The organism is Flavobacterium sp. J49 (assembly GCF_011742145.1).
GTDB lineage: Bacteria > Bacteroidota > Bacteroidia > Flavobacteriales > Flavobacteriaceae > Flavobacterium.
Map to the genome: position 1 here is coordinate 574,723 of NZ_JAAQQU010000104.1, position 13,264 is coordinate 587,986.

At 43.5% G+C, this 13,264-nt stretch carries 7 protein-coding genes and 1 pseudogene; 7 read left to right on the top strand and 1 reads right to left on the bottom strand.

Annotated features, from left to right (window positions below; all coding sequences use genetic code 11):
• The first annotated feature begins 26 nt into the window (after positions 1 to 26).
• The 6 genes and pseudogenes from HA632_RS09145 (at position 27) to HA632_RS09170 (ending at position 5,422) form a co-directional block, all read left to right on the top strand.
• Positions 27 to 308 (top strand): F0F1 ATP synthase subunit epsilon, encoded by a 282-nt coding sequence (locus HA632_RS09145; protein ID WP_176306875.1) that lies wholly within the window; start codon positions 27 to 29, stop codon positions 306 to 308.
• Between the two features lie 156 nt (positions 309 to 464).
• A complete protein-coding gene (locus HA632_RS09150; protein ID WP_176306876.1) occupies positions 465 to 1,643 on the top strand; it encodes a pyridoxal phosphate-dependent aminotransferase family protein in 1,179 nt (392 codons plus the stop codon).
• 20 nt (positions 1,644 to 1,663) lie between these two features.
• Positions 1,664 to 2,055 (top strand): annotated as a pseudogene (locus HA632_RS14045) (GxxExxY protein).
• Positions 2,056 to 2,126: 71 nt separating this feature from the next.
• Positions 2,127 to 2,744, top strand: a complete 618-nt coding sequence (bioD, locus tag HA632_RS09160; protein ID WP_176306877.1) for a dethiobiotin synthase — start codon at positions 2,127 to 2,129, stop codon at positions 2,742 to 2,744.
• Positions 2,745 to 2,853: 109 nt separating this feature from the next.
• Positions 2,854 to 4,125 carry an adenosylmethionine--8-amino-7-oxononanoate transaminase gene (gene bioA, locus HA632_RS09165; protein WP_176306878.1) on the top strand — a complete coding sequence of 424 codons (1,272 nt, stop codon included), beginning with the start codon at positions 2,854 to 2,856 and terminating at the stop codon, positions 4,123 to 4,125.
• 136 nt (positions 4,126 to 4,261) lie between these two features.
• Positions 4,262 to 5,422, top strand: a complete 1,161-nt coding sequence (locus HA632_RS09170) for a beta-ketoacyl synthase N-terminal-like domain-containing protein (protein WP_176307175.1) — start codon at positions 4,262 to 4,264, stop codon at positions 5,420 to 5,422.
• A gap of 277 nt (positions 5,423 to 5,699) precedes the next feature.
• On the opposite strand, the gene HA632_RS09175 is transcribed toward HA632_RS09170, so the two are convergent.
• Positions 5,700 to 6,167, bottom strand: a complete 468-nt coding sequence (locus HA632_RS09175; protein ID WP_176306879.1) for a regulatory protein RecX — start codon at positions 6,165 to 6,167, stop codon at positions 5,700 to 5,702.
• A 742-nt stretch (positions 6,168 to 6,909) separates the two neighbouring features.
• Between HA632_RS09175 and HA632_RS09180 the strand changes: the two genes are divergently transcribed.
• The gene (locus HA632_RS09180; RefSeq protein WP_194967095.1) at positions 6,910 to 13,239 is read left to right on the top strand and encodes a choice-of-anchor D domain-containing protein; all 6,330 of its coding nucleotides are present in this window, start codon (positions 6,910 to 6,912) and stop codon (positions 13,237 to 13,239) included.
• The last annotated feature ends 25 nt before the right edge of the window (positions 13,240 to 13,264 follow it).

Genomic DNA, 13,264 nt, shown 5'->3' on the forward strand with positions numbered 1-13,264 from the left:
ACCATCAACTATCAACTAAATTAATTATGATTTTAGAAATAGTATCACCGGAAGCTACCTTATTCAAAGGCGAAGTAACTTCGGTTTCTTTACCGGGTGTAGACGGTTCGTTCCAAGTATTGAACAACCACGCACCTATAGTTTCTATCCTAAAACAAGGTACCGTGAAAATCGTTGCCGATAGTTTTAAATTGGGCAAAGAAGTAGCCGAGAAGTTTACCAAAGTAAACGACCAAAACTATACTTTGGAAATCAATTCAGGAACTATTGAAATGAAAGACAACAAAGTAATCGTATTAGCCGACTAATCCGATTCTGCATAAACAAAGAAGCCCGATAGTACTATCGGGCTTTTTTTATGGAAAGATTTGATGCAAAAAAATACCTGACAGCCACTGACTTTCCTCCTTTTAATTTCAAATCATCCGGGCTAAAAACCATTCTGCTTTCCTATATTTGTAGTGATGAAACTGCCAAAATCCCTTCAAGCCAAACTCGAAAAACGACAAGCCCACAACGCTTTGCGCCAATTGCCTGTTGCCAAAGATTTGGTAGATTTTGCTTCCAATGATTACATCGGGTTTGCCCATAGCGAAACCATTTTTAACCAAACCCATCAGTATCTCTTAGACCATAATATCAAAACCAACGGCGCCACCGGTTCCCGATTAATTTCCGGAAACCATCATTTATACGAAACCACAGAAAGTTTGATCGCCAACTTTCACCAAGCCCAAACCGCTTTAATTTTCAATTCGGGTTATGATGCCAATGTGGGTTTCTTCAGCGCTGTGCCGCAACGCAATGATGTGATTTTGTATGACGAATTGTGTCACGCTTCCATCCGAGACGGCATCCAAATGAGTAATGCTAAAGCCTATAAATTTCAACACAATGATGTAGAAGATTTAGAGGAGTTACTTTGCAGATTCCAACCGACAACCGACAACCGACAACCGACAACCATTTACCTCGTCACCGAATCCGTCTTCTCCATGGACGGCGATTGCCCTAACCTTGAAGAACTCGCAACCTTAGCGGAAAAGTACAACGCCTACTTAGTAATCGATGAAGCACACGCGCTCGGCGTTTTCGGTGAACTGGGTGAAGGTGTAGTGCAAAGTTTAGGGATACAAGACAAAGTCTTCGCCCGAATCATGACTTTCGGAAAAGGACTAGGCTGTCACGGTGCCGCGATTTTAGGCAGTGCCGAATTGAAAAGCTATTTGGTCAACTTCGCCCGAAGTTTTATTTACACCACCGGTTTGTCGCCCCACAGCGTGGCCACGATTGTAGTAGCGTACCAACATTTGGCCACCGAAAAAAAAGAACTTCAAGCGTTAAGAAGCAACATCCTTTTCTTCAACCAAGAAAAACTAAGAGTAGGCTTAAAACCCATGTTTGTCTATAGCAAATCAGCGATTCAATGCGCCATCATTCCCGGAAATGACAAAGTAAAAAGCATCGCTACCCAATTACAACAAAAAGGTTTTGACGTCAAACCCATCCTTTCCCCAACCGTTCCCGAAGGACAAGAACGCCTGCGCTTTTGCTTACACAGTTACAATTCCGAAAAAGAAATTATACAGGTCTTGGAATTGTTAGCTACTTTTGTTTTTGGAACACAGATGACACAGATTTGACGGATTTTCAACAATTGAATTTGACAAATTTTTTTCATAAAAGACTCAGCGATGCTATATTGAAAATTTATTATGAGGTGTATAATAATTTAGGATATGGTTTTCTGGAAAAAGTGTATCAAAACGCGATGTATTTAGAATTGAAGAATCAAGGATATAATGTTGAACCACAAAAACAAATTAAGGTTTACTATAAGGAAATGGTGGTTGGGGAATATTATAAGATTTGCTGATAGATAATACTATAATTTTAGAACTTAAAGCTTGTGAATGTTTAATGGATGCACATAAAGCACAACTTATCAATTACTTGAAAGCAACAGATATTGAAGTTGGACTCTTATTGAATTTTGGTGAAACTCCTGAGTTCAAAAGATTTATTTATACCAATGACCGCAAAAATTTAATATAATCTGTGATAATCCGTCAAATCTGTGTCATCTGTGTTCCTATCTTTGCGAACTCAGCAGTTAATAAAATACCATGAAAATATTCATCACAGGAATCGGCACCGATGTCGGCAAAACGGTCGCTTCAGCCATCGTAACCCAAGCCTTAAAAGCCGATTATTGGAAACCCATACAAGCCGGCGATTTAGACCATTCCGATAGTCATAAAGTAAAAACATTGGTTTCTAATGACCAATCTGTTTTTCACAAGAATGCTTATGCACTCCACACACCGGCCAGTCCGCATTTGGCCGCGGCAATCGATGGGATTACCATCGATTTGAAACAAATCCAAGAACCTCAAACAGACAACCATTTGGTCATCGAAGGCGCCGGAGGCGTTCTCGTGCCGCTAAATGATGCCGATTGCGTGGTCGATTTAATCCAAAAAGACTATAAAGTAATTGTCGTTTCCCGACATTATCTCGGCAGTATCAATCATACGCTACTAACCCTCGAAGCGCTGCAAAACCGAAACATAAAAGTCGCGGGAATTATTTTCTCGGGCGATGAAAACCAAGCGACCGAAACCATCATCCTCCATAAAACCGGAATCCATTGCATCGGACGAATCGACAACGAACCGTATTTTGACGCCAATGTAATAGGGTATTATGCCGATAAGTTTCGGGAGAATCTTTTGAGTTTATAAGAGGCAAGAGGTAAGAGGCAAGAGGCAAAAAAAACTTTCTTAGCTTTGCATTACAAATTCAGAAAGCGGTTGAGTCTTGTTTCTTGCTTCTTTCTTCTATTTTCTAAAAATGACACTATCCGAAAAAGACCAACTGTACAACTGGCATCCTTATACCCAACACAAAACCACCGGCTTATTGCCTGCCATTGTCAAAGGCGAAGGCGCTTTGCTTTGGGACGAAAACGGCAAAGAATTCATCGACGCCATTGCGTCTTGGTGGGTCAATCCGTTTGGTCATTCGAACCCAGTGATAGCCGAGGCGATTTATACGCAGTTAACGACTTTAGAACACGTTTTATTCGGCGGTTTTACCCATAACAAAGCGGTGGAATTGTCGGAGAAACTGCTCTCCATTTTGCCGGCCAACCAAAAGAAAATCTTCTATTCCGATAACGGTTCAACCGCTGTGGAAGTGGCACTCAAAGGCGCCTTGCAATACTATTACAACCAAGGGCAAAAACGCACCAAAGTCATCGCTTTGGAAGACGCGTTTCACGGCGATACCTTTGGCGCCATGGCAGCCAGCGGCATTACTTTTTATACCGAAGCGTTTCAAGGTTCGATGTTGGAAGTCGCGCGCATTCCGGTGCCGACGAGTGGGAATGAAGAACGCAGTTTAAAAGCTTTACAGGATTTAGTGGCGACCAATGAGTACGTTGCCTTTATCTTCGAACCTTTGGTACAAGGCGCAGCCGGAATGGTCATGTATGATGCCGAAATACTCGATACATTAATCGCTGTTTGTCAGCAAAATAAAGTTTTCACCATAGCCGATGAAGTCATGACAGGCTTTGGCAAAACAGGAAAAACCTTTGCGTCCGATTATTTGCAAAACAAACCCGACATCATGTGTTTGTCGAAAGCCTTAACCGGAGGAACGATTCCCATGGCAATTACCACTTTTGCCCAAGAAGTCTTTGATGGTTTTTATAACGATGATGTCAATAAAGCGTTGTTTCACGGTCATACGTTTACCGCCAATCCCACGGGTTGTGCGGCCGCTTTGGCGAGCATCGGTTTGTTGGAAATGCCCGAAATGCAAAACAACATCGCGCGGATTCATGCCCAACATTTGGCTTTCGCCCAAAAAATGAAAGACCATCCCAAAGTCAAAACCACTCGAGTGCTCGGCGTTATTTTTGCCTTAGAAATCAAAACCGACGGCGCCGAAAGTTATTACGGCTCGATGCGCATGAAACTCTATAATTTCTTTATCGAACACGGTGTGATTTTACGACCGGTCGGCAATATCGTGTACATTTTACCGCCGTATATTATTTCAACGGAACAACTGGAAAGAGTTTATAAAGTAGTGGAAGAAGCGGTGGAAATGGTTTAAACCACAAAAGGCACAAAGAAAAGGCAAAGACACAAAGAACTCTTTTGTGGCTTTTGAATCCTTTTGATTCTTTTGTGGTAAAATCTTTTTCACAACAAAGAGTTTTACGACCTTTGCGCTTCAGAATACAACCATGTTGAAAACCAAAATTGCCATTACTGCTCTCGCTTCGATTTCGCCTTTGGGAAAAAACCCGGAGGAGATTTGGAACCATTATCTTTTGCCCCAAACGTTAATTTCTACCAAGGACTTTAATGGCAAAAGACAACCGGTGGCGATGATTCCGACTCAAATCAGAAAGGAAATCGACGCCTTGCGCCAAGAAGACATCAAGTACAAGGCTTTAGACGAAACGGTTTTGTTGGCCATTTTAACCTCGCGCCAAGCGATTGCCGATGCGGGTTGGCAACAAGGCGATGCTTTCGGAATCAACATTGGTTCTTCCCGCGGCGCTACCCAATTGTTTGAAAAATACCATCAGGAGTTTATCGAAACCGGAAAGACCGCCACGCTAACTTCGCCAACGACCACCTTAGGGAATATCTCTTCTTGGGTGGCGCATGATTTAAAAAGTAGCGGCCCCGAAATCTCGCATTCCATTACGTGTTCTACGGCTTTGCATGCGGTATTGAATGCTGTGGCTTGGCTGCAATCGGGCTTGGCGACTAAGTTTTTAGTAGGCGGCAGCGAAGCGCCCTTGACGGCTTTTACGTTGGCCCAAATGCAAGCCTTGAAGATTTATGCGAATGCAGAACAACGGTTTCCTTGTCGCGCCTTCGATTTGACCAAAACCAAAAACAGTATGGTCTTAGGCGAAGCGGCTTCAGTAGCCTGTTTGGAAGTAGGCGAAAATCCCAAAGCCTTAGGCTACATCACCGGTATTGGCTATGCTACCGATGAATTAGAACACAATATTTCCATCTCGGAAGACGCCCAATGTTTTCAGAAATCGATGGCGATGGCGTTGCAAAATACACCCTTGGATGAAGTCGACGCCATAGTGATGCACGCACCGGGAACGCTCAAAGGCGACACTTCCGAATACAAAGCCATCCAAAAAATATTTGGCACACACCTTCCGATGCTTACGACCAACAAATGGAAAATTGGACACACTTTCGGCGCTTCGGGGATGTTGAATATCGAGTTGGCGTTGCTCATGCTACAGCACCAAACGTTTATTGGAATCCCGTATGTCGAAGCACCCAATCCGAGAAAAACAATCCGCAAAGTGTTGATTAATGCGGTTGGTTTTGGCGGCAATGCGGTGAGTGTGTTGGTGAGTAGAGAGTTTTAAGTCTCAGTCACAGTCTCAGTCTCAGTCACAGTCTCAGTCTCAGTCTCAGTCTCAGTCTCAGTCTCAGTCTCAGTCACAGTCTCAGTCTCAGTCTCAGTCTCAGTTTACAGTGGGATTGCTTAACCGCAAAGGTTGTAAAGTCTTAGTGGTTAAACTTTTTTAGCACACAGATGACGCGGATTAAACAGATTTTCACGGATTTTTTTATCTGTGTTCATCCGTGTCCCAATTTACAAACACATAAGTGGTAAACTTTCCCTGCGACTGCGACCGGAAACTACTTCTCCAACTCCTTCATCTTCTCATACACCAAATGACTTTCCCAACCTCTGCGCAATAAGTAATCGCAAAATTTCTTATTCTTTTTTGGGCCTTTTCTTTCGGTTAGGCTGTTCCAATGGCGTTCGGCGAGCTGGTCAAAAGTGGCCTGATATTCTTCTTCAGAGATTTCGGTTAACGCGGCTTTGATATTGGGTGCCGAGATTTGCCTTTGCTTGAGTTCGTTGATGATGCGTGTCTTGCCCCAAGATTTAATGCGGTGCTTGCCTCGGGCAAAACTACGGGCGAAGCGTTCTTCGTTGAGGAAATTGTGTTGGAGCAAATGCACGACAATCTCATCAATCTCGTCGTTTTTCATACCCAGTTGGTACAACTTATCCACCACTTCACGGTGACAACGCTCTTGGTAGGAACAGTAGTATTCCAGTTTGAGCGTGGCTTCGGCAAGGGTGAGTTTTTCGGTCATGGGTTGGTGGTTGCAGCCGTAAAAGTAGGGATTTTTGGGGATAAGGGAAAAGGGACAAGTGAAAAGGGAAAAGGGATGTAACAAAAACAGGTGTAACAATTTATTTTGTTACCTGTTTTTTTGTTACATCCCCAATTTACGGTGGTTCAGGGCTCTTAGCGGTTATTTTTTGGCACACAGTTGCCACGGATGATACAGATTTTCGTGGATTTTTTTATCTGTGTTCCAATGTGCTGGCCGGAATGAAGTTTTAAATTTTAGCACACAGATTATACAGATGATACAGATTTTCACGGATTTTTTCATCCGTGTTCCAATGTGCTGACCGGTATGAAGGTTTAATTTTTTAGCACACAGATTATACAGATGATACAGATTTTCACGGATTTTTTATCTGTGTTCCCATTTACAAAGCGATAAGTGGTTCGTTTTTTCGCAGCATTCCGAACTTTATCAGTAGAAAATTACATTTCCAAACAATGTATAATTCGCATCAAAATCAAACTATAATTGAAAATTGTAAGCAAAAAACCGTAATTGTTTCCCAAAGATTTCAATTTGAAAGGAAACGTTTAAAATGTTAAAAAAAATGTTGATATCGTAATAATTTCTTAACCCAAACTGCTTGTTATTTAGTAATTTAGACGTAGTTTTGTAAGCCCTTTTTTCTACCTCAATTCTCTTGGCCTTTTTTTGTGCGCAAAAGAGCCATTGCTCTCGTGCCCCAAAAGGACTGGTGACTATGAAACTATATTTTTTCAACTGTATGAAATTAAGGACTTTACTTTTTGGAATTGCACTTTTTACCGGATTTACAACTACTTCTTTTGCGCAAAATCCTTCAAATGGAGGGTTTGAAAATGGTATAACTTCTTGGACAACTTCAGGAACTGCACAAACCACCAATGCTAGGACAGGAGTTAATTCATTATCGCATTCAACTAGTTCAACTTCAAATGTTGCTCATACTAATTCAACACTAATTAGTATACCTAATGGAAGTTATGCGCATGTAATTGGTTGGGCAATAGGTTCTAATACTGTTGCTAGAGCTTCTTGTGGTGGAACATTGAATGTTACTACAAGTAGTACAGCTATAACGACAATTGGAACAACTTTAACTAGATTAACACATTCAGTACAAAATTCATCTGGTTCCTCTCAAAATTTTAGTTGCAGAGTCAATACAAGGTCTGTTGCTGGTCCGACAATAGTTTATTGGGATGATGTTGTTATGTATTCTTCAACTTCAGCTACACCTGATTTAGTAAAACCAATTGAACCTACATCATTTGTAGTTGGAACTTTAAATTCAAGTTCAGCATCGTTTTCTTGGACTAACGGGTCTGATGCTGGAACAGGAATTCAAAATACAGTTATTTTAAGAACCACTAATTTGTCTGCTTCTGCACCATCGATGAATGACCAAGGTATTTATTCTGTTACAGGAGGAACATCTGGTCCAAATATAGTTTCAACTGATTGGACAGTATTGTCAACGTCTGTTGGTTCAGGTAGTACATCATATACAGACTCTACAGTTACTCAAAATACAACATATAAATATGCAGTTATACACATTGATTTGGCATATAATTATTCAACTGCTTTAATTAGTGGGAATATAGTAATACCTGCATCAGGCATCACTACCCAAAACGATGGTGATTGGGATACGGGAGCCACTTGGGTTGGTGGTAACGTGCCTACGAGTGCTCAAAATGCCATAGTGAACCACCAAGTTACCGTGACCAATGCCGTGACAAGAAACTTGGGAACCACGACCAATGTAAACGCCGGGGCTTCATTGACCATTTCTAATACGTTTACCAACAATGGCACTACAAATGTGTCGGGGACCATTCAAATGAATACCGGCGGTAGTATAGCCGGCAACAGCTTAACATACAACGGAACAGCCAATACGCTCATTATGAACAGCAGTAGCGGTTTGTTTCCAATTTCAAATACTTCCGGATTTTGGCCTACCACCAATACGCCTTACAATGTAACCATACAAGGTACCGGAGCACAAATTAACAATGCGCTGGGCGCCGTAGCCGGGACTTTAATCTTGAACCAAGAACTGAATTGTGCCGCCGCCAATGTGCTAACCGTAAACGGAACGTTGCAAATCAATACCAATGGGTTTATCAATACCAATGCCCCTATTTACGGTAGTGCTTCAACCTTGAGATACAATTCCGGTTTTACTTATATCCGTTCTTTTGAATGGACATCCAATGTGGCTACCATAGGCGTTACGCCCGGTTATCCGAACAATGTTCAAATCAGCAACAATACCGCTTTTAGTTATTATACCGCAGCCAGTACCGGCCCAAAAGGGATGAATGGCAATTTGACCATTGATGCCGGTTCGAGTTTGACATTTGGCGCTACTACTACCGCAGGAGCCTTGACCGTTGCCGGAAATGTGAGCAATGCCGGAACGTTGACCTTAGGGTCGGCCGTAGGCGATGACTTAAAAACCGCCGGAAACTTTACCAACACCGGTACCTTTAATGGTGCCAACAGAGCCATAGAGTTTAGCAAAACTTCGGGAACACAAACCGTTTCTTCTACTACAGTGCCTTTGGTAATTCCTTATGTGGTGACTTCGGGCGCTACTACCGTACAATTTTTAAACGATGTAAACATCACAGCCCCTACTGCCGGAACCGCGGTGGTTTTGGGAGCCGGAACCATCATCGACCTAAATAACAGAAATGTAATCATCGGGACGGCCGGGGTTGCCAATATCATTACCGGTACCGGAACTTTCAAAGGAAGCACCACTTCCAACCTAACCTTGAGAGGAACGGGTAGTATCGGCACACTTTATTTTACCCCGACTTTCCAAAACTTAGGCACGTTTACCATCGACAGAACTTCGGGAGCTGTGGCTTGTGTCTTGGGTTCGGCTTTGACCGTAAATACTTCTTTGGCCTTGACCAACGGAATCGTTGATGTGGGCAATAACCCAATGACCATTGGCGCTTCGGGAACCATTAGTGGTGCTTCGGCGAGTAACTTTGTGATTGCCGATGTGGCGAACGGAACGAGTGCTTCTTTGCGCAAAACCTTATCCGCCGCCGGAACTTTTACCTATCCGATAGGCGATAGCGCCGCTTCAGCCGATGGCATGCAATATTCTCCACTAACCGTAGTTTTCAGTGGCGGAACGTATGGCGGTTATGCCGGTTATGCCGTGCACGACATCAAGCAACCTAATTTAGATGCGTCAACTAACTATATTACCAGATATTGGAGCATGACTTCATCGGGGATTGCCCCAACCACTTATGCCGTTACCGGAACCTATTTGCCGGTGGATGTAGTGGGAACAGAAGCCGCTTGTCAATCGAACCAATGGAACGGGACGAGTTGGACCAATGGTGGAGCGCCGGTTACCACCAATACCATGAGCATCACGTGTAATACTTTCCCAACGACCAATCATTTGACCGCCGGTTCGAGAGACCGCGAGATTAATGTGGTGCAAGGCGTAACGAATTATTTAACAGGCAGTACTTATGATTTTGGGACTGTGCTGACCACCACGCCGGTAGATGTGGTGTTTACCATTCAAAACTTAGGACAACAAACCATTACTTTAACCAATACGGCACCAACCATGACGGGAAATCCGCCTTATTCGGTGTTTGCTAATTATTCGGGAACTACGGTGCCAATCATCAGTGGAACAACTCCCGGAACGAGAACGTTTACCATTCGTTTTGCACCAACCGCCAACGGGACTTTTACCGGAAGCGCGACCATTGTTAACGATGATGCCAATGAAAGTTCTTATGTCATCAACTTCACGGGAGTAGGGCAAGTACCGGCACCGGATATTAATGTCAAAGGTGTGGTTGGGGCTAACCCAAGCATCCTTTCGGGCGATAGCACACCTGCCGCTTCAGACAATACCCAGTTTGCGAATACGAACCTTGGCGCGAGTACCGTTAATACTTTCCGTATAGAAAACATTGGAAACTTGGCTTTGAATGTAACGAGTATTACGTCTTCCAACCCTACAGAATTTACGGTGACTTCGAGTGCACCTTACAGCAATATTCCTTTTAGCGGAACCAATTATGTTGATTTCACCATTACTTTTAGTCCGCAATTGGCCGGATTGAGAACGGGAACCATCACCATAGTTCACGATGATCCGTATGGCAGTGAGAGCCCGTATACTTTTGCCGTAGAGGGCAATGGTGTTTGTGCCACAGCAACCAATACGGTAACGCCAACTTCGGGACCGGTAGGGACGGAAGTGACCATCACCGCTACCGCAAATAACCTGTCCGGTGCCGGTTTAACCCTTAACGGTGTCACAGTAACGCCTATTACGCAAGTTTCGGCTACCCAAATTAAATTTACAGTACCGAGTGGTGCCACTTCCGGAAACTTGGTTACCACGAATAGTCAAGGTTGTACCGCGACCAATGCGTTTACCGTATTGACTACTTTGGCCCAACCTTGTGAAGGCGGATACATTCCGACCGATTTGTTCATCAGTGAGTTTACCGATTCTAATGCCGGAGCATTGAGTTATGTTGAAATATACAATGGTACAGGAGTTACCAAAAACTTAGCCAACTATTCGATTAGAGTGGCCAACAATGGAGGCGCTTATGCAGCACCTTTAGCTTTGAGCAACGTCAATTTGGCTTCGGGCAGCACTTATGTGGTGGCTTTGGGCGATGATGATGCTTGTGGAACACCCGGAGGAAATGGGTCGTATGGAGCCCAGTCTTTTATAGGTGGTTCGGTTAACTTTACCAATAATGAGCACGATCATGCTGCTTTGTTCAATGGGAGTACTCAAATTGACAGTTGGGGAGCTTTTGGCAATAATACTTGGGCCAATGGCTTAGGATTGGGGACAGAAGGGGCCAACTTTAAAAGAAGAACAACGGTCGTAGCTCCTAATACCACTTATCTTAACGCGGATTGGATTATAACAGATTATGCCGGAGCCGGAGTAGGTTCTTGTGCCAATAACGATTATAGCAATATTGGAATTTACAGTATGCCGGCGGTGACTACCCCAACGGTGACTACCCATCCGACCTATACCCCAACGTGTAAAGCGACCAGTTTAACAGTAGCCGGAACCGAAGGGTTTTCAGGCGGAAATGCCTTGGCTTACCAATGGTATGCCGTAGCACCGAATGCCACCACTTGGACAGCCTTGACCGATGGAGGATTGTACAGCGGAACCAATACTGCCACGTTAAACATAGCCGATGTAGCCACTTTAGTAGGATACCAGTTTTATTGTCAGGTACGAGAGAACAGTGCTACTTGTTATGCCGCTTCCAATGCGGTGATGATTACCGCAGGACAATCGACTACTTGGAATGGCAGTGCATGGTCTAACGGAGCGCCAACGACCGGTATGGCTGTAGTGATTAACGGCAATTATGACACGGCATTACACGGTAGTTTTGAAGCTTGTAGTGTTACGGTTAACGGAGGGTTTACGTTGAACATTCAATCCGGAGATTATGTGTCAATCGTAAATGATTTGACAGTTAATACTGCCGCAACCTTCTTGGTACAAGATGATGCTTCTTTGGTGATGGTTAATGATAACGGTGTGGTGACCAACAACGGAACCACCAATGTAATCAGAACCACCGCGCCATTCGAATTATATGATTATACGTATTGGTCTTCACCGGTTAACGGTGCTAATATCAGTAGCACGTTTACAGGTTGGAGAACCGATTATTCTTTTGAGTTCAATGCGGCCAATTATTCCGACATGAACACGATAGATTATTACGGAACGGTAACTGCTGCCGGTGTGCCCGACAGTTTTGACGATTACGCACCGTGGGCTTGGTTGCCTTATACCGGAAACATGACCAACGGAAAAGGCTATGCCATTATGGGACCTACCGGATTGGCATTTGGGCCGAGTGCTACCACAACCGTTACTTTTTCAGGTCCGGTGAACAATGGCGTTATTTCGATAGGTATAGTAGAAAGCGGAAATCCGGCGAACACTGCCGATGATTTTAACCTTATAGGGAATCCTTATCCTTCGGCTATTTTTGCCGATGATTTTATCACGACTAACGGAGCCAAAACGTCAGGAAGTTTGTATTTCTGGACGCACGTAGATGATGTTTCGATTTCCAATCCGGGACCTAACCTGTACAATTTCATCACCGATGATTATGCGGTATACAATTTATCGGGAAGTACCAGAGCCAGTTTTACGGGTAGTGCGGTGCCAACAGGGTATATCGCTTCGGGTCAGGGATTCTTTGTAGAAGCCCAAGGCAATAATACTTTGACCTTTAACAACGCCATGAGAGATAAAGACCATGACAATACTCAGTTTTTCAGAACGGCCCAAACGCAAGCCGCAGAGAAAGACCGATTGTGGTTGAATTTGAGAAACGGTGACGGGATGTTCGGTCAGTTGCTGGTGGCTTATTTGCCCGACTCTACGCTTGATTTTGATTGGGCTTATGATGCGCGAGTTAATCAAAGCAACAATTATTTGAGCTTCTATACTTTAGGCAATAACGAGAAGTATAAAATCCAGGCCAGATCCAATTTTGTGGCGTCAGACATCGTGCCGATTGGTTATTTCAGTTCGGTTGACGGCGAGTTCAGCATTAGCATCGACCAACAAGAAGGCGTATTAAACAGCGAGTCGACTAACATTTATGTAGAAGATTTACAATTGAACATCATCCACGATTTGAAAGCGTCGCCTTATACTTTTACCACGGCCAGCGGTAAATTTGAAAACAGATTCTTATTGCGTTATACCAATGGTTCCGCGCTGGACAACCCTAATTTTGATACTTTGAACAACAGTGTTGTGGTTGCTGCCAATCAAGGAGCGCTAACCATAAAATCTTATATACAAACGATAGATGAAGTAATGGTTTACGATGTATTGGGCAGACAATTGTACCAAGCCAAAGGCATTGGCACCAATGATTTTACAACCAGCAACATATCGTTGAGCCAGCAATCCCTGATTGTAAAAATCAAGCTCGATAGCGGTACGGTTGTTACCAAAAAGATATTGATGAATTAAAAAAAGCGGCTCAGGAATGAGCCGC

What these genes read in the sequence shown, in the direction of transcription:
- HA632_RS09145 (WP_176306875.1), top strand. Translation starts at nt 27, where the DNA reads ATGATTTTAGAAATAGTATCACCGGAAGCTACCTTATTCAAAGGCGAA.
- HA632_RS09150 (WP_176306876.1), top strand. Translation starts at nt 465, where the DNA reads ATGAAACTGCCAAAATCCCTTCAAGCCAAACTCGAAAAACGACAAGCC.
- bioD (WP_176306877.1), top strand. Translation starts at nt 2,127, where the DNA reads ATGAAAATATTCATCACAGGAATCGGCACCGATGTCGGCAAAACGGTC.
- bioA (WP_176306878.1), top strand. Translation starts at nt 2,854, where the DNA reads ATGACACTATCCGAAAAAGACCAACTGTACAACTGGCATCCTTATACC.
- HA632_RS09175 (WP_176306879.1), bottom strand. Translation starts at nt 6,167, where the DNA reads ATGACCGAAAAACTCACCCTTGCCGAAGCCACGCTCAAACTGGAATAC.
- HA632_RS09180 (WP_194967095.1), top strand. Translation starts at nt 6,910, where the DNA reads ATGAAACTATATTTTTTCAACTGTATGAAATTAAGGACTTTACTTTTT.